The 17,556-nt window shown below is 47.4% G+C and carries 15 protein-coding genes; 5 read left to right on the top strand and 10 right to left on the bottom strand.

What is annotated here, in order from left to right:
* Positions 1-59: 59 nt before the first annotated feature.
* The 4 genes from DVO77_RS09380 to DVO77_RS09365 all read right to left on the bottom strand — a co-directional run bounded on the left by DVO77_RS09380 (position 60) and on the right by DVO77_RS09365 (position 6,155).
* Positions 60-1,541 (bottom strand): hypothetical protein, encoded by a 1,482-nt coding sequence (locus DVO77_RS09380; protein ID WP_162924173.1) that lies wholly within the window; start codon positions 1,539-1,541, stop codon positions 60-62.
* A gap of 247 nt (positions 1,542-1,788) precedes the next feature.
* A complete protein-coding gene (locus DVO77_RS09375) occupies positions 1,789-2,190 on the bottom strand; it encodes a hypothetical protein (protein WP_110457121.1) in 402 nt (133 codons plus the stop codon).
* A 368-nt stretch (positions 2,191-2,558) separates the two neighbouring features.
* On the bottom strand, positions 2,559-4,715 hold the full coding sequence (locus DVO77_RS09370) for a S46 family peptidase (protein WP_119978140.1): 2,157 nt from the start codon (positions 4,713-4,715) through the stop codon (positions 2,559-2,561).
* Between the two features lie 249 nt (positions 4,716-4,964).
* Positions 4,965-6,155: an aromatic amino acid transport family protein gene (locus DVO77_RS09365; RefSeq protein WP_162924175.1), complete on the bottom strand. Its 1,191-nt coding sequence runs from the start codon at positions 6,153-6,155 to the stop codon at positions 4,965-4,967.
* Between the two features lie 674 nt (positions 6,156-6,829).
* On the opposite strand from DVO77_RS09365, the gene DVO77_RS09355 reads away from it, so the two are divergent.
* The gene (locus DVO77_RS09355) at positions 6,830-7,384 is read left to right on the top strand and encodes a TMEM165/GDT1 family protein (RefSeq protein WP_119978137.1); all 555 of its coding nucleotides are present in this window, start codon (positions 6,830-6,832) and stop codon (positions 7,382-7,384) included.
* 136 nt (positions 7,385-7,520) lie between these two features.
* Here DVO77_RS09355 and DVO77_RS09350 read toward each other — a convergent pair whose 3' ends face one another.
* The 6 genes from DVO77_RS09350 to DVO77_RS09320 all read right to left on the bottom strand — a co-directional run bounded on the left by DVO77_RS09350 (position 7,521) and on the right by DVO77_RS09320 (position 12,890).
* Complete coding sequence (locus DVO77_RS09350; protein WP_110457116.1) at positions 7,521-7,772, bottom strand: YgjV family protein; 252 nt, start codon at positions 7,770-7,772, stop codon at positions 7,521-7,523.
* 251 nt (positions 7,773-8,023) lie between these two features.
* Positions 8,024-8,461 carry a PaaI family thioesterase gene (locus DVO77_RS09345; RefSeq protein WP_119978136.1) on the bottom strand — a complete coding sequence of 146 codons (438 nt, stop codon included), beginning with the start codon at positions 8,459-8,461 and terminating at the stop codon, positions 8,024-8,026.
* A 233-nt stretch (positions 8,462-8,694) separates the two neighbouring features.
* Entirely contained in the window at positions 8,695-9,405 is a 711-nt protein-coding gene (gene deoD / locus DVO77_RS09340; protein WP_119978135.1) for a purine-nucleoside phosphorylase, read from the bottom strand.
* Between the two features lie 54 nt (positions 9,406-9,459).
* Complete coding sequence (locus DVO77_RS09335) at positions 9,460-10,686, bottom strand: NupC/NupG family nucleoside CNT transporter (protein ID WP_119978134.1); 1,227 nt, start codon at positions 10,684-10,686, stop codon at positions 9,460-9,462.
* A 428-nt stretch (positions 10,687-11,114) separates the two neighbouring features.
* Positions 11,115-11,777, bottom strand: coding sequence for a helix-turn-helix transcriptional regulator (locus DVO77_RS09325; RefSeq protein ID WP_119978132.1), 663 nt, complete (start codon positions 11,775-11,777; stop codon positions 11,115-11,117).
* Between the two features lie 504 nt (positions 11,778-12,281).
* Complete coding sequence (locus DVO77_RS09320) at positions 12,282-12,890, bottom strand: DUF2238 domain-containing protein (protein WP_110457111.1); 609 nt, start codon at positions 12,888-12,890, stop codon at positions 12,282-12,284.
* 165 nt (positions 12,891-13,055) lie between these two features.
* Here DVO77_RS09320 and serA point away from each other — a divergent pair, with 165 nt between their 5' ends.
* From serA to DVO77_RS09300, 4 genes are all read left to right on the top strand, one after another.
* Positions 13,056-14,285 carry a phosphoglycerate dehydrogenase gene (serA, locus tag DVO77_RS09315; RefSeq protein WP_110457110.1) on the top strand — a complete coding sequence of 410 codons (1,230 nt, stop codon included), beginning with the start codon at positions 13,056-13,058 and terminating at the stop codon, positions 14,283-14,285.
* Positions 14,286-14,437: 152 nt separating this feature from the next.
* Positions 14,438-15,406, top strand: a complete 969-nt coding sequence (gene ygfZ, locus DVO77_RS09310; RefSeq protein WP_119978131.1) for a tRNA-modifying protein YgfZ — start codon at positions 14,438-14,440, stop codon at positions 15,404-15,406.
* 338 nt (positions 15,407-15,744) lie between these two features.
* Positions 15,745-16,512: a substrate-binding periplasmic protein gene (locus DVO77_RS09305; RefSeq protein ID WP_119978130.1), complete on the top strand. Its 768-nt coding sequence runs from the start codon at positions 15,745-15,747 to the stop codon at positions 16,510-16,512.
* Positions 16,513-16,789: 277 nt separating this feature from the next.
* Entirely contained in the window at positions 16,790-17,533 is a 744-nt protein-coding gene (locus tag DVO77_RS09300; RefSeq protein WP_119978129.1) for a sulfite exporter TauE/SafE family protein, read from the top strand.
* Positions 17,534-17,556: the final 23 nt, after the last annotated feature.

The following is a 17,556-nucleotide window of genomic DNA, read 5'->3' as shown; positions in this document are numbered from 1 at the left end:
AAATTATTTTAAGGTTTAACTTTTGATGCTTAGCGGTTTTGTACTGAGTGGTTTTGTACTTAACTTTTAGGTGCAGCGCAATCGGTTAACACTGTCAGCGATTTGCCGCCCTTGTCCACCTGCTGCATTAACGCCACCATCTCATTAGGGTTAAGTCCTTTATACATTAAGGCCACATGAGGCTGATGTGCTAAAGGGGCTAGCCGCGAACAATCTGTAATGTTCATGATCGAGATTGAGCCAGCTTGACTCTGTGCCAGTCCCTGCCAATCGTGAGTGTCGATATTTGATAACATCAGGTTGGCTGATAGTCGGCTGATATCGCCAAATTTGGTTATCTGACTCTGCTCTAAATGCAGCATATCTAATTGCGCTAAGCTCGATAAGGGCGATAAATCAGTGAGCTTGCCGCCCATTAAACTGACGGTTTGCAGTTGTTTGAATTTTTGCAGGTCGTCAAGATTTACTGTCGATGACAGACGGCAATTAAGCTGGGTAAGTTCATTGCTACGACTCAATTGAAGCTGCTTGGCGCTAGTTTTTACACAGCTTGCTATTTGTGGGTCGTTAAATGACATTGCATCGATGGAATATGACGGCGAGCGGATCAGTAATATATCTAGGATGACTCGCTCATTGTCGGTCTCGACAACACCGGTAATACGGGCTTGGTATGGCAGGCTGTTATCTGCTAATGCCGCATCTGGCAGTTGTAACTGAAGTTGGTCATTAATACTGAGTTGATTGGTCAACGTAAGTTGCTTGAGTTCATTGATATCGCTGACTTCAAGAGTGCTAAGATCGTTAAAATAAGGGAGAGCATTAGCCGTAAATTCATAACTTAGTGTCACTGTTTCAACCGCCTTTTCCTGGGATTGCCGGGGCAGTTCCTGCGGCTTGAGCGCGCTCCTTATCGCTGTCTGCGACGTCGTGTCATCATATTCATCTGTCGCCCCATGGTGTATCAGTTTCTCAACCAGTTCAGTCTCGACACTTTGAACGTCTTCAACCAGAGACGGTAGAGCCTCTGACAGATAACAGAATGTAGAGATCTCAAACATGTCGATAAGCATATTGACTTGTGTTTGACCAAGATTGAACGCCATCAATGCCGAAAACGCCTCCGCTTCATCTCGAGTTGTTAGCAGGGCGTCGATGCTAGCGACATAATCTTGTAGCTCGGCTGTAGTGTGTTGAAATTGTGCCAATTGCTCGGGTTGGTAGCAATGACTGTCTTTGTCGATATTTGCGAGAAAATGCTGATAATGGGGTAAATACTGGTTAGCGAGCGCTAACATTTGCTCGGCAGTCTGTGTCATGTCGCCAATGAATTCGCTTTGTAGCACGATTTTGGCGCTTTGAGTCTCGTCTAGCTTTTGTGATAACAGCTCCATTTGCCGAGCGTGCTGTTTACTGAGGCGATGAGATTGCTCAACGATAGCCCTGGTATCTTGTTTGAAATTCAATATGGCATCGCGAGTCGACATGGCAAGTGGCCCGCTGCTGTATGTCATCACTGCAGTGACAAACACAATAGACATTGCCAAGCTTAATTGTTTATCGGTGAAACAGCGGGAGCACGTGAAAGTTAATAATCGCTTGATTGCCATTAGCTTCCTTGTTTATACCAATCAATCTAACCTTGACTGAGACCAATCAATTAAGATTATTCACCAAGCTGATTCATCAGACCTATGCCATAAAGGATGGGCTATAAAAATGGGGCACGAGTTATCAATTCAGGGAGGAAGCCCCCCTGATTAATTGCCAAACCTAAATTTAAAAATATTAGAAATATAAGTTATCGACTAACTTTTCATTGACGTATAACTCACATTTATCGGCTGTGCTGCTCTTTGAAGACTGCACCACACTTGCGATAGCACCAAAGGCGCCGCCTTGATTACCTAACACCGAGCCAAAGTAGCAATGACTGCGTACCGCGAAGTCTTGATAATTGGCTTTTAAATTTTGAGTCGGTGTGTAGGGAGGGAAACGGCCTTGCATGATGGGATCGCCGTTCACTGTTAGGATCAAAATGTTTTTCTTGTCGTGATAGCTACCGTTAAACTTCAGTACTTTACCATCGACTTCAACGGTTTTTTCCAGTGCCATACGTGGCCCAGGATCTGAGGCACAACCAGTAAGAACAGCGGCAAGTGTTAACGCAGCAAGTGAAGCATATTTCATTAAAACAATCCTTTATCAAGAGTAATTAATCCCAAGTGCAAGATAGTAATCTAGACAAAATAGCAGCACAACGAGATGTAACAACGAGCAACGCAAAATGATACTTTTGTTTTACAAGCGCAATCAAAAAGTAACGATTTCAAAGCAAAAATAGTGTTTGTCAAAAATATTTTTGCTCCCCGTTAGGCTTGCCTGCCTTTACTTTATCAACCCTGTTGCCTGTTACATACGTTGCTAAAAGGCAGTTTTACAACGGCCCCATTACCCCTTATCGACATCAACTCGGCAAAAAAAGGGGCTTAAGTGATGACTTAAGCCCCTTTTTCGGTGGCATAGCGTATTAACCGCGCAGGGTTAATCGCCGATGATTAATGCACAATTTCCATCTCTTCCAGCAGGTTATCGGCATTATCTAAGTACTTCATGACCCACAGCATATAACGGCTATCGACTTGGATAGAACGGTTGGTGTCAGGATCATAGCCCCAGTCACCAATGATGCTCTCATACACACCGTCAAACAGCAGGCCCACAAGCTCGGCGCGGCCATTTAAGGTTGGCGAGCCAGAGTTACCGCCAGTGGTGTCTAAGGTCGACAGGAAGTTAACCGGCACCGAGTCGATAGACTTCATATAGAAATCACCATACTGCTTTTGCTTAATCAGCTCTAACTGCTTCTTAGGGGCGTCAAATGGCGACACGCCAGTGTCCTTAGCTAAGATCCCTTCGAGGCGAGTAAAAGGCACCGCCTGTAAACCATCTTGTGGTGAATAGCCCTTCACATGGCCCACGGTAACACGCAAGCTTGAATTGGCATCGGCGTAAACTGGCTTACCTAACTGCTTGTTATAAGCGATGATGGCGTCCATATATTGCGGGCGCACCTTCATAAGCTTACCAGCCAGTTGCTTCGATTTTTGCTCTTCAGCCATGTCGGTGTCATACATAGCCACCGCAAACTGAATAAAGGGATCCTTGGAGGCCTTAAAGTCGCTTACCGATTTGTCCATCCAGGCCAGACGCGTGGCTTGGTCGTCCAGTTGCGTGTTGGCGTACATCTTGTCTAACGTCTTGCTGAGCTTGGCGGCATCAAAGTTTTTATCGATACCAAAAACTTTATCGAGTGCGGCAATATGCTCACTCTCTGGCAACGCGGCGTAACGTTTAAGCAGGTCAAAGACCACGGCTTTATCGACACTGGCAGCGTAACGTCTGTCGATACGCTCCATGCCTGACTTAAAGCGGGTCATATCACGCTCTTGGTAACCTGGCTCACGAGCCATATCGTCAAGTTGCTTCTCATTGGCTAGGCGATAGAGTTGGCGCGCGGTGGGCAACATAGTGGTGTAACCTAAGTAACCCAAGATGATGTTACGCGCTTGGTGCTCTTGGCTTTGGGCGATCAGGCTGTCTAGCTCGGCAAGGGTCTTACCGTATTTGGCCTGACGCTCGCTATCTTGTGCAATCCACTTCCCGAGTTCGGCCTCACCAGCTTGACGATCGGCCAGCATGGTCGACTTACCGTAGAACTCGATCATTGAGGTGAAGTTTTTCGCGTAGTTGGCCAATCCAGCGATCAGGCTTTCATACTTGATGCGCTCATCGCTGCCTTCTGGCGCCGTCTCTTTGATGATCTCAATAAAGCGCTCGCGCAGCATTTTGCCTTCAGGGTATGCCCATTCAAACTGATTTTGGACTTCGTTGGCGGTGCGGTAGCGATTGGTGCGCCCCGGATAACCGGCCACCATCACAAAATCACCGTCACTGACGCCTTTGGCCGACACTTTCAAGAAGCTCTTTGGCTCGTAAGGCACGTTATCTTGGCTAAAGTCGGCAGGCTTGCCATCTTTAGCCACATAACCACGGTAGAAAGAGAAATCACCCGTGTGACGTGGCCACATCCAGTTGTCGATATCGCCGCCATACTTACCCACGCTTGCCGCTGGGTTATAGACTAAGCGTACATCACGGATCTCCAGTTGCTTAACCAGATAATATTCCAACCCGCCATGAAAACTGTATACCTGACAGCGATAGCCCCCTTCGGCCTCACACTCGGCCACTAAGGCTTTTTCTTTGGCTTCAATGCCTTGATAGAAGGCGTTACCCTCTTTATCCGCCAAGCCCGCTTTAACCTTGTCAGTCACATCGGTCACTGCTTCGGTAACATAGATGCGTGAGCCGGGTGTCGCTGGTAACTCATCGGCAAAGGTTTTGGCTAAAAAGCCATCTTCGAGAAGGTTGTTCTCAGGAGTAGAGTTGTACTGAATCGAGCCATAGGCACAGTGATGGTTCGTCACCACCAGCCCTTTAGGAGACACAAATGACGCCGTACAACCACCAAGGCTTATCACGGCATTCATAGGGAATTCGGTCAATTTAGAGATTGATTTGGCATCAATTTCAAGCCCTTTGGCTTTGAGCTCGTCCGCCATCGCGGGCAGTTGATGCGGCTGCCACATGCCCTCATCGGCTTGTGCGCCAAAGGCAGCGGCAAACGCCACTGTCATTAATAGTTTTTTCATTTTTTAAGTCCATTTTATCGTTATAGATATCGAGCGATTCAATTGTTGAGCAATACCCAGACAATAAAAAAGTCGGGCAATTACCCGACTTTATCACAAATGGTTAGTATACAAATAGCTTAGAAAATGACTAAAAAAGTAACGAGGTGTGTCGCTAAATATGTCGTATAACACCCTTAAAAAATAATCCACTTAGGCGGCATCTTAGTCTCATTTACCCTGAATAAGTCATGCCGCCTTAAGATGATGCTACATGGTCACCCATAATTGCGAGGCAATGATCATCACCCCTAGCGCGCCCGCCACATACAGGGCTGGCGTACCGCCCATCACTTGGTAACCTCCCAGTGCCAACTTACGCTGACGCATGGCCATCAAGATGGGTAAAATAATGATCATCATCACCAGTGGTATCGCCGCAAAGCCTAATACTTTGACAAAGCCGTCGGGATAGAAGATCGCACACAACAAAGGTGGAATAAAAGTTAATAGCCAAGTCTGTAGGCGGCCACTCGCATTGCTTTTGGCCCGAGTTAGCTCGGCAATAAAATCAAACAGGCTCATGGTGACTCCAAGAAACGAGGTGATCAGCGCCAAGTCGGCAAAGAAGGCGATACTTTGGCTGACAATCGATGATTGCGCCAAGGCTTGCAGCGCATTGATCAGCTGAGGTAACGAGCCATCAAACCCACTAATTCTGTCGCCACCTACGGTACCTAAGGTAACCGTCAGCCAAAATATATAACAGGCCAATGGAATGGTTGAGCCAATCAACAGTACCTTACGCAATTTAACACTATCGCCGTCAAGGTAACCCACTAGGCTGGCAATACAGACGTGGAAACCAAACGAGGTAAATACCACTGGCACCGCCGCCATCAAGTAACCAGAAAAACTGCCCTGTTCGACGCCTTCAATAACGGCTGTCGCCGCCATGCTCGACAACGAGACATCGGGCAACAAAAACAACACCACCAGCACTAATAACAGCACCATGGCAGAAAAAAGTACCCGTGAGATCTTATCGATCCAGGCGATCCCCACCGCAATTAGCCCGCCAAAAAACAGGGTAAACAACATAATCGCTGAATGTGAGTCGAGCTGTACGCCGAACAAACCATCGAGCTTAGAGACCAATAAAGAGGAGCCACCGAGCAAATAGACCATGGTTAATGCGTAAAGCAGGCTTAAAAATGAGCCACCTTGAATAAGCTGACCAAATTTGCCTAAGGTTTTACCTGTGATGGCATGCACATTGTCACCCACCCCAGAACGAAGATTAATTTCTAACATCAACAGCGATGTATAAGCCGATACGCCCCAAATCACCACTAACAAGATAATAGCAGCAACACTACCTAATGCCGCCGTCGCCAGAGGTAAAGCCAACATTCCCCCACCGATTGCCGTCCCTGCAACAATGGCTATAGAGCCAAGCATTTTTGAATTCACAAGATTTTCCTGTTTTTAATTTTTATAAGAGTTGGAAGGTCAGATTTGAACGACAATTGAAAGAGGATTTTTAGCAACATGTAGCACCCACTGTAAGCCTCCCCATCGTCTAGTGCATCTGCACCTTACTACGATATGGTTGGGCCCCAACAACTTAGCTAACATGATCATTTTTACCAATATCTATTTAACTAAGCCGCTGAGGCGGTATAAATCGGTAAAAATATCGATAGGCTTTTTTCATCACTACCTTTACAATTTTAATATGACTGCTAGCGACCTTATCAGAGCCGAACGCAGCGCACAAGCCAACTTCAGCAACAAAAGCAAGTTTATACACCCCGGCAATATCCACTAAACAAGCGTAATACAGCACCATTACAACCATACAGCTTTTTGCAAAAAAAACGGCCCGCCTGACTTGCCTAATAAACCTAGATCCGTATAATCTGCCGCCACTGCTTTAGGGGAGTAGCTAACGTGGCTTATATAATGAGTCATGGGTGAGTATCAACATACTTGGCCTTATGCCATGGTGCTCACAGTAATAGGCATAGCCAACATCGGCTTGCGTATTACCCGGCAAGACCTAAGCACGGTTACCGCTCAAATTTAGGGGGCGGCGGACTGTGCTTGGATTTTTTGCCCCCTAAGGAACCCTCATGGAAGCTCTACTTGCGTCAACCTTCACCGTGGCAATTGCCGAAATTGGTGATAAAACTCAACTGCTAGCATTAATCCTAGCCGCCCGCTTTAGAAATAAAACCGCCATCATTTTAGGCATCTTACTCGCGACCCTTGCCAATCACTTTGCTGCTGCGTGGCTGGGCCACTGGGCCATCAACTGGATCAGCCCAGATCTTGCGCGCTATATTGTCGCAGGCTCCTTTTTTGCCATCGCGCTGTGGGTATTAGTGCCAGATAAGGTCGACGCCGAAGAGAGCCGCTTCTATAAGATGGGGCCCTTTATTGCCACCTTTGTGCTGTTTTTCTTAGCCGAAATGGGCGATAAAACTCAGATAGCCACCATAGTACTGTCGGCTAAATATGACGCCCTCGCCTTGGTGGTTGTCGGCACCACACTCGGGATGATGCTAGCCAATGTGCCAGTGGTGATTGCCGGCCACTTTAGCGCCGACAAGCTGCCTATGGTCTGGATCCATCGTGGTTGCGCCGCACTCTTTGCCCTACTAGGATTGGCCACACTGCTATTTTAAGTGGTGAGTCAGCAAAGTAATAAAAACAGCCAGTGACATATGCCACTGGCTTTTAACTGAGTAGGCTCTATCCGCCTAGCGCAGGCTTAAACAAAGTACTGCACATCCATACGGGCGGTTAAGATAATGAGTTCAATCACTGAGTATTTGGGGTAACGCTTGGTGGCTTACGGTAGAGCTTAACCAAATAATAAGCGTCAATCAGCACAATAAAGAAGTTCACTAAGGCGACAGGATAAGCTTCAATCGCCACACCGTAGGCGACAAACAAGGCGGCGCCAATTAAATTCCACCAGCGCAGCTTTTTAATATTCGCCATCATCAATGAAATGGCGACCACCACAGAGGCTAAGTAACCGACCCATTCCCATATCGTTGCATTATCCATACACGCTCCATCGAGGTAACAGTGAATATCCTTATTATGGACAGCATAAGCGTAAAGCGACAGCAAGGTGGCAGACTGAATTGTGGTGTATCCCAATGCTGACTTAGGCTTAGCTTTCTTTGGTGCTGCCCGTGATACCAGCACAGTGATACCTGCAATTAGGCGAGCGGGTTTGATATCCCGGAACACGCCTAACGTTACCGAGCAAGGTCGCCTGTTCTAGACTACCGAGCACAAATTAAGCCCTAAAGTTAACGCTTAACGATCGCCGCCGTCATGCGTGAAATACAACAGAGTTCACCGGCGCTGTTATGAATCAGGATTTCCCACACCGAACTGCGTTTACCCAAGTGCACAGGCTTAGCGGTGGCGGTAAGTACGCCGTTACGAGACGCCTTAAGGTGGTTGGCGTTGATCTCTTGCCCGACGCAGTAATACTGTTCAAAATCGACCGCAAAGTTCGCCGCATAACTGGCGACGGTTTCGGCTAAGGCAACATTAGCCCCGCCATGCACTATCCCCAGCGGGTTATGAATAGCAGGGGTCGCAGCCATCGTGGCTGTCATGTAGTCATCGCCTATCTCTGTAATGCTAATGCCCATGGTCTGCATTAAGGTGCCTTTGCCATGCATGCCGGCATCTAATTTGGCGCAATCTTCTAGGGTAATGGGTCTAAACCAAATGCTCATCTGATATTCCATTTCAATGATAATAAACGCCTAGTCTACTGCGTCATTGCTAAAGTTTAAACCGCTAACCGAGCGGCATATCATGTAAAAACTGCGGATATCTCAAATACTTTGGCCTATTAAATAATGAACACCCACGGCAAGTCAGTAATCTCTGGGCACAAAAAAAGGCCTTGTCATAAGGCCTTTTTATGTTTGATAAGCTCAAGTGCTTAGCTGATGACAGTCGCAGCTTAATCTAACTGACTAACCGCTTCTAGTGTCAGCTTAATCATCTCATTAAGGGTTTCTTGACGCTCTTCAGCAGTCAGGTGCAACCCTTGGCGAATATGGTCGGTCACTGTCATCATCGCCAGTGCTTTAGCGCCATATTCGGTTGCGACGCCGTATAGGCCAGCCGCTTCCATCTCGACACCTAAGATGCCATATTTTTCCATCAAGTCGTAACGCGACTCGTCGCTGCTATAAAACAGATCCGACGAATACAAGTTGCCGACATGATAGTTAGCCTCTTGTTTTTTCGCGGCATCGACGGCAAGGCTCAATAAGTTGAAATCGGCAATCATGGCAAAATCTGTATTGGCAAAACGGCTACGATTGACTGCTGAGTCTGTGCTAGCGCCCATCGCGATAACCACATCCATCAGCTTAATCTTGTCACTGATCGCGCCACAAGAGCCGATGCGAATGATGTTTTCAACGCCATATTCGGTGATCAACTCTTTGGCATAGATAGACATAGAAGGAATGCCCATGCCAGATCCCATCACTGAAATTGGTTTACCTTGATACTCACCGGTATAACCCAACATGTTGCGCACGTCAGTCACAAGCTTAGGGTTTTCGAGAAAGTTCTCGGCAATGTATTTAGCACGTAGCGGGTCACCTGGCATTAACACGGTTTTCGCAAATGCACCTGTTGGCGCGTTAATATGTGGGGTCATTTGTCTCTCCAATCAATAAATGGCCTGTCGCGCAGCGACAAGCACACTGAATCATTAGCCCGCTAGGCTGTATAGTAGACCGGCAATGGTACCACTCATCAAGTTAGCTAATGCCGCGGCGATAAGCGCCTTCATGCCCATGGCGCTAATGTCGTGACGACGCTCAGGGCATAAGGCTGCCAAGCCACCAATCACCATAGCTAGCGAGCCAATGTTAGCAAAGCCACATAGGGCGAAGCTGATAATAATTTGGGTTTTAACCGATAAGTCGTCGGCCACTTTAAGGAAGTCGATATAGGCAACAAACTCATTGATCACCATTTTTTGGCCAATAAATGATGCCGCTTGGGTCGCCTCGCTCCAAGGCACCCCCATGATCCAAGCTAAAGGCGATAACAAATAACCCAAGATGGCTTGCATGGTGAGGTCGCCATAACCAAACCAGCTCCCCATGCCACCAATCAAGCCATTAAGTAGCGCAATTAACCCGACGAAGGCCATTAATAAGGCAGCCACGTTGAGTACCTGTTGCATCCCCATTGCTGCGCCACTGGCTGCAGCATCGAGTACGTTTGCAGGCTTATCTTCCTGCTCGTCCATCACTTTTTTGATGTCGTTGATCGGCGTTTCTGTTTCTGGCCACATCAACTTGGCAAACAATAGGCCAGCGGGTGCGGTCATAAAGGCAGCGGTCAGTACATATTTAACATCGACCCCCATCTGGATATAACCAATCATGGTGCCGCCAGCAACCGAAGCTAGGCCACCTGTCATCACAGCAAACAACTCAGAGCGAGTCATGTGCTTCACAAATGGACGCACCATCGAAGGCGCTTCAATGGGACCAACAAAAATATTCGCGGTGGCCGATAGTGATTCGGCGCGGCTGCTACCCAATAACTTAGACAGGGCACCACCAATTAGGCCAATCACCAACTGCATCACACCTAAGTAGTACAGCACGGCAATCAGCGAACTGATAAACACCACAATACACAACACATTGATAAAGAAGATAAAGCCCACGCTGAATTTGGCCAAATCACCAAACACAAAGGTTAAGCCTTCATTACCATAGTTGATCACATGCATTACGCCGTTTGAGGCGCTATCGAGCATGCTTTGACCTATAGGGGCATACATCACAAACGCGCCAAATGCGACTTGGAACGCCAGCGCGCCTAAGACGGTGCGCGGGTTAATGGCACTGCGACGCTCCGAAAATAATACCGCTAAGCCCATTAAGGCAAGCATACCTAATAAACTGATGAAAACTTCCATACATTTTTAACCACTAATTTTATTATGTGGTAGCAGTGTATCGAGCTATATCAGCCTGACAAGCATCCGACATCATAGAAAAAAACATTATTGGAGATAGGCGAGACAGGTAACCAAAAGTCAGGTAAAAAGCGACTTTTAAACACCAAACTTAAAACAAGGTGAAAACCAAAATAACCAAAAGCAAACCTTAATAAAACAAATGAAACCAAAAAACAAACAATCACACCATTAATATCGCTTTCTAGCGACAAGTAAAAACCGTCTATAAAAGACAAAATAACGATCAATATACCCCACTTTGGTAAATTAATTACGTCATTTTAGCGTTTTCAGACCATACTCGCGGTAATAGAGTTGTGCATAGCGGCATAAAGAGTGAGCAACAACCACTCACCATGCATATAAAGAAAGCTCCTTGCCGTTAGTCAACAACACTCAAAATAGGCGGCGTTCGCCTGTGACCAACGCAGTAGTTCGACACGGTTGCGCGACTGGGTCTTACGAAAAATCGACGAGATATGTGCTTTCACCGTGTGTTCACTGATAAACAGGTGGGCGGCGATCTCTTTATTGCGAGCACCACTGGAGACCAATTTGATGATCGTGCGTTCACGATCCGTTAGCTTTTGCAGTGCGCTAACCGTTTCTTGATCTAAAGATTGCGAACTTTGTTGGGGGTTGATAAAGCGACGCAGCACTTTCGATAATAAAGTTCTGTCGTACCAAAGTTCATCGCGAAGCATTTCATGTAGACCTATGAGTTGCAGATCTTGTCGATCATCGCTAAACAATAATCCTTGTACACCTTGCAATAATGCCACTTCGGCGTCGATAGCATGGCGATCGACCAGATATAATGCCAGCGGCACATAAGGCAGTAAGTGAGGCACAATCAGCGGCATACCATCCTTATCGACAGCGGCGCCTTGTTGAGCAATAAAATAGAAACTATTGCGTTGTGGATCGGGCTCAAGCTCATCGATCTGATGTACAATCCGCACCCTTAATCCGAGTGACTGCGCCCATATTCCTAGCTCACATGGACTCGATACTTGATGTAAAAATACTAGCTCGTCAATTTTATCCATCAAATCCTCCTTGATTTAGATTTCGCCAACTCGATTGATATCGAGCAAACCTCTTGAGCTGATACTGCCAGTAAGAATATCAATGCAGTTCCAGATTCGTGTCGGCTTATGCTGTACTGAGTATTACCGACTTGAATTTTTGCAACCAAGATGGCTGACTAAGATCACTAAGTCGATAACTAAGACTCAGTAGTTGCCGTTTATCGTCTCATCCGCATAGGCCTATCGATTACAACATCTCCATCACCCTAGGCAGTCACACGGGTAACGTATTCATAGGTTCAAGAAAATTAAGCAAAAAAATAAAATACCAACAAACTAAAATCAAAGCAAAGGCAATCAATACAAATCAGTAGCTTCGCCGCACCAAAGGCATAAAAAACCTTAGTAGCCGACAAAATAAGATGCGCTTAAATGAGATAGGCTAAACCACCACGGCTGAGGCCAACACCCGAGCTCAGTCGTGGTGGTTTAGTTAATCGTTCACCTGAAATATCAAACAGCTTAGCGAGTCGGGGTAAACTGTTGCAGCAGACGATTATGCCAAGGTGATAACAGCAGCACACTGACAATTGCCCCCAGCAACGCCATCGCCATATCCGACTGGGTATCCCACACATACCCTTGGGTGCCCAAAAACGCCTCGGCATTTTCACCAGTCAAGACCGCCACCCACCATTCGATAAGCTCATAAAATGCCGATAAGGCTAAGGCAAAACAGCAGACTAAAAAGCCACACCAAGCCCCGGGCTTTAATACTTCATTACGCAGCAGCACTTCTCTGGCCAACAATGCTGGAATAAAGCCTTGGGCTAAATGGCCGACTTTGTCATAATTATTGCGATCACTGCCCATCACCTCGGCGACCCAATCAAACAACGGAACTTGGGCATAAGTGTAATGGCCGCCCACCATTAAAATAACCGCATGGATCAGAATCAAACCGTAAGCTAATGATGTTAATGGGAAGCGCTTACGCGTAAAATACAATACGGGCAGCGCGATTAGTGCTGGCAGCACTTCCAAAAACCATGTAAAGGTATCTTTTGGCTCAATCGCCGACCAGATGAAGACAGCGAAAAAAATGATGAGCCAGATAATACTTTTATTCAAAATTGGAACTCCTTAGATGATATTGTTTTAATATCAAAATAATGACTTTAGCCATCTAGCCCTCCACACTGACTCAGAATAGTGTTATTTTGAGAGGGCTTTAGCTGTCAACAACCAAATAATGACCAATATATAGCAACAACCGATAAAGAGGGTACCCAAATCATGGCGAAACACTCGCTAGACAAGGATAAAATTAAGATCCTGCTGTTGGAAGGCGTCCATCAATCTGCGGTAGATGTGTTCAAACGCGCCGGCTACAGCAATATTGAATACCATAAGGCATCACTAGGAGAAGAGGAGCTATTGGCCTCGATTAAAGATGCTCATTTCGTTGGTATTCGCTCCCGTACCCAACTGACTGAAACCGTACTTAAGCACGCTGATAAATTAGTCAGCATTGGTTGCTTCTGTATTGGGACCAATCAGGTTGATCTCGCCACGGCCGAAAAACTGGGGATCCCGGTTTTTAACGCGCCTTTCTCTAACACGCGCAGCGTCGCAGAGTTGGTATTGGGTGAGATCATCATGCTATTGCGTGGTATCCCACAGCGTAATGCTATCGCCCACCGTGGCGGTTGGCTCAAAAGCGCTGCTGGCAGCTATGAAGCCCGCGGTAAAACCTTAGGCGTTATCGGCTACGGCCACATTGGTACTCAGCTGGGTATCTTGGCCGAGACCTTAGGTATGCGCGTCGTGTTCTTCGACATCGAAGATAAATTGCCACTGGGTAATGCGCAGCAAATCCACTCGCTTGAGCAGCTATTGGCCCTAGCCGATGTGGTGAGCTTGCATGTACCAGAAACCCCACAAACCAAAGATATGATCGCCGAAGCAGAGCTTGCTTGTATGCGCCAAGGCAGCATATTGATCAACGCTTCGCGCGGTACGGTTGTCGATATTGATGCCCTAGCTCAAGCAATTCGTAGCGAGCGCCTTGCTGGGGCGGCTATCGACGTGTTCCCGGTTGAACCTAAATCGAATGATGATGAGTTTATCAGCCCACTGCGCGGTTTAGACAATGTGTTGCTAACCCCACACGTTGGCGGTAGCACCCAAGAAGCGCAAGAGAATATCGGTATCGAAGTGGCTGGCAAACTGGCCAAGTACTCTGATAACGGTTCAACCATGACCGCAGTTAACTTCCCTGAAGTGTCGCTGGCCCAGCACAAAGATGCATCGCGTCTGTTGCACATTCACCATAACCGTCCCGGTATCTTGATCAAGATTAACCAAGCGTTTGCAGAAAAAGGCATCAACATCGCCGCCCAGTACCTGCAAACCACGGCTGAAATTGGTTATGTGGTAATGGAAGTGAATTCAGATCAAGCCGACGAAGCACTCGAAGAGATGAAAGCGATTGAAGGCACCATCAGAACACGCTTACTGTACTGATAGCCTTGAGTTATGCACTTAAATGAATAAAGCCCTATGATCAACATCATGGGGCTTTATTGTTTGCTGTAAGTTTCGCTTAACCACCTTTGCGCCAACGATGATTAACGGTACAATCGTGGCTCTTATTCGTTTATTTCTTGGACTATCTCATGACAGTGTCAACTTCTCAGCCAACCTGGCCTTTAAACGGACAATCCCCAGAGCTGTTCTTTTCGCATCTTACCCACCTAGGCTTAATTGCCGTTACGGGTGAGCAAGGCCGCAGCTTTATCCACGGCCAAGTCACCACAGATATTAGCTCGCTGGGCGCTGAACAATGGCGCTGGGGAGCTCACTGCGACCCAAAAGGTAAGATGCTGGCCAGCTTCAGAACCTTCAGCATGGGTGACGCTTTGATCATGATGATGCCTCGCGATACCTTGGCGATGGATCTGCCACAACTGCAAAAATATGCGGTATTTAGCAAGGCGGAGCTGAGTGATGCTAGTGCAGACTGGTTACTGCTTGGCGTGAGCGGCGAGCAAGCCACTGACTGGTTAAACCAGCAATTTGGCGCGTTAAATAGCGAACTGACCCCTATCGATAATGGCGTGATTTTACATGATGCTGGCCGTCATATTATCGTGCTAAAGCAGAGCGCAGCCGACACATTAATAAGCCAGTTGCCACAAGCCGTGTATGATGCCAGTGCATGGCAAGCGCTCGAAATCGCCGCAGGTTACCCCAACCTTGGCGCCGCACATCAAGGGCAATTTGTGCCGCAAATGTGTAATCTGCAGGCCATCGACGGCATCAGCTTTAATAAAGGCTGCTACATGGGGCAAGAAACCATTGCCCGTATGAAGTACCGTGGCGGTAATAAGCGCGCCTTATATATTGTCAGTGGCACGGTATCTAGCCCATTAACGGCCGACAGCCAACTTGAAATCGCCCTTGAGGATGCGCTTTATCGCCGCGCCGGAACCATTATCGAGTGGGTGCAACGCGGCCAAGAGGTGCTAATGACGGCGGTCTTGGCTAACGATACCCAACTCGATGCCACATTACGTATCGCAGGCGATGAAGCCTCACAACTGACCTTGCAAGCCCTCCCCTATTCACTGGAAGAAGCCGAATAGGCTCGATTGTTAGGCGATTAGCTTGGCCGACTCACAGGGTATCTACACCCCAAAAGGTGCATTCAGCGCCTTTTGAGGTACCGGTTAACCTTAATGCCCGCAGTTAAATCTTGCTGGTTTCCACTCATCGCAGGCTCGTTTACATGACCCATAAAACATCACAACTTGTATCAACCTCTGGATGATAAGACCCTACATAAGTGTTAGCTCAATCACATTCAGTGAAAAAAGTTAGGCGATAATTAAGTTCCTTTACTACAATCCGCGCCTACTATGACAGTGATAGTACACTTGGCGACTCACTCTCATTTAGCTGCAGTGAGTGGAGTCTGTGTATCATGCCCATTAGTGTTATTAAGGCCATTGCCGCAACCCTCACCTTGTGGGCAGCATCAGTATCTGCCGATACGCCACTATCATTAGCCACCTTGAATATGCCACCGCTTGAATACCAAGAAAACGGTGTGGTTAAAGGGATCTCTACCGACATAGTTAACACAGTCTTTGCCCGCATGGGCATCTCCACCGACACCCAGCTCTATCCGTTTGCACGCGCAATAAAGATGGTGGAGCAGCAAAAAGTCGACGCCATTTTTTCTATCGTCAGTACCCCGAAACGACAAATCCAACTGAGCTTTAGTGATGAAAGCCTTATCGACGATGTGACGAGTTTATTTGTAAGGCATGATGCCGACATTGAGTTTAATGGCGATCTCAGCAGCCTCACTCATTACCGTTTTGGCGCACTGCGCGCCGCACACTACGGCAACCGCTGGCAACAAGCACTGCGCAGTGGCGCGATTGAGAAGGTAGAAATGGTGTCGGATCAGCGGCAAAATATCTTAAAACTCGCCCACAATCGTATCGATATTATTATCGGGCCGCGGCTGTCGATATTGCACGAGCTTAATATATTGGGATTGCAGCAACAGATTAAAATCCTGCCAGTGCCGGTAGAAGTGGTGCCAACCTACCTTGCCTTCGCTAAGGACAGAGTACCGCAGGCAATTCGATTACAATTTACTGAGCAGCTGCGTCAACTCAAGCAAGAGGAGCTGTACCAGCAGATCATCAGTAGCTATATCAAGACTACGCCAGCGCATTAAATATCGCCCACCGCTGCTATGCATATCCCCATAGATGAGCATGGCGCCAGAGATGATGGCGTCAATCTAGGCATGGCTTTAACCCTGTCATAAAACACGCCTTGGCAAACAAGTAAATCAATTGACGCTAGAGTAAAAAATCCGTTGTGAAAGCTTAATTCAATGGCACTATAGATGTTCATGGCATATCAAAAAGCGCGAAACCATCACTGTCAATGTGGTGACTTACGCCTTCACAATACTCGCCAGCAGTATGTCACCTCATCAAGGAGCAAACGTGTTAACAGATCCGTTATTTTGGCTCGTTGCGATACCCGCCGTATTAATGACCGGCATCTCAAAGTCGGGGTTTGCCGGCGGCGTGGGCGGACTGACGGTGCCCTTAATGGCTTTGGTTGTCAGCCCCCTAGCCGCCACGGCGGTGATGCTTCCACTATTAATTTATATGGATATTTTGAGCGTTCGTTCATGGTGGGGTAAACACAATGCCCGCCAACTGTCCATTTTACTGCCTGCGGCCATTGTCGGCATTGCAATAGGGTATCTGCTGTTTGATCATCTAAACGAGCAATACCTGCGCGGCATTTTAGGGGCAATATCGCTGGGATTTGGGGTGTATGGCTTGCTGCTGAGCGGCCGTTTTGAGCATAAACCGTCCGCCTTTATTGGCCGAGTCTGTGGCACCATCGCCGGCTTTACCAGTTTTGTCGCCCACGCTGGCGGGCCACCGTTAAATGCCTATCTGCTGCCGCAGCGTTTAGTAAAAAGCCAATACCTCGCCACTGCGGTGATGTTTTTCGCCGTGGTCAATGGGGTCAAATTAATCCCTTATAGCCTGCTTGGGCAGATCAACGTCGCCAATTTATGGGGGTCAATGCTACTAGCCCCTGTTGCCTGGTTGGGGGTAAGATTGGGATTACGCCTGCAAGACAAGGTCAGTGAAAGCCTATTTAAACAGATCATTTTAGCCCTGATGGTATTGGTCGGTGTGCGCCTGCTGTGGAGCGCCTTATTGGGTTAACTCCAGTGATCATAGCGCCAGAC

Origin of the sequence: Shewanella algidipiscicola, from assembly GCF_003605125.1 — a bacterium.
In the GTDB taxonomy this organism is placed as follows: domain Bacteria; phylum Pseudomonadota; class Gammaproteobacteria; order Enterobacterales; family Shewanellaceae; genus Shewanella; species Shewanella algidipiscicola.
The sequence above is the reverse complement of the archived record's forward strand: the minus strand, read 5'-3'. Positions and strand labels throughout refer to the sequence as shown.

Excerpts from the sequence above, each read along its gene's own strand:
- DVO77_RS09335 (WP_119978134.1), bottom strand. The coding sequence starts at position 10,686 with ATGGAAGTTTTCATCAGTTTATTAGGTATGCTTGCCTTAATGGGCTTA.
- DVO77_RS09375 (WP_110457121.1), bottom strand. The coding sequence starts at position 2,190 with ATGAAATATGCTTCACTTGCTGCGTTAACACTTGCCGCTGTTCTTACT.
- DVO77_RS09380 (WP_162924173.1), bottom strand. The coding sequence starts at position 1,541 with ATGTCTATTGTGTTTGTCACTGCAGTGATGACATACAGCAGCGGGCCA.
- DVO77_RS09365 (WP_162924175.1), bottom strand. The coding sequence starts at position 6,155 with ATGCTTGGCTCTATAGCCATTGTTGCAGGGACGGCAATCGGTGGGGGA.
- DVO77_RS09355 (WP_119978137.1), top strand. The coding sequence starts at position 6,830 with ATGGAAGCTCTACTTGCGTCAACCTTCACCGTGGCAATTGCCGAAATT.
- DVO77_RS09325 (WP_119978132.1), bottom strand. The coding sequence starts at position 11,777 with ATGGATAAAATTGACGAGCTAGTATTTTTACATCAAGTATCGAGTCCA.
- DVO77_RS09370 (WP_119978140.1), bottom strand. The coding sequence starts at position 4,715 with ATGAAAAAACTATTAATGACAGTGGCGTTTGCCGCTGCCTTTGGCGCA.
- deoD (WP_119978135.1), bottom strand. The coding sequence starts at position 9,405 with ATGACCCCACATATTAACGCGCCAACAGGTGCATTTGCGAAAACCGTG.
- DVO77_RS09350 (WP_110457116.1), bottom strand. The coding sequence starts at position 7,772 with ATGGATAATGCAACGATATGGGAATGGGTCGGTTACTTAGCCTCTGTG.
- serA (WP_110457110.1), top strand. The coding sequence starts at position 13,056 with ATGGCGAAACACTCGCTAGACAAGGATAAAATTAAGATCCTGCTGTTG.
- DVO77_RS09305 (WP_119978130.1), top strand. The coding sequence starts at position 15,745 with ATGCCCATTAGTGTTATTAAGGCCATTGCCGCAACCCTCACCTTGTGG.
- ygfZ (WP_119978131.1), top strand. The coding sequence starts at position 14,438 with ATGACAGTGTCAACTTCTCAGCCAACCTGGCCTTTAAACGGACAATCC.
- DVO77_RS09345 (WP_119978136.1), bottom strand. The coding sequence starts at position 8,461 with ATGAGCATTTGGTTTAGACCCATTACCCTAGAAGATTGCGCCAAATTA.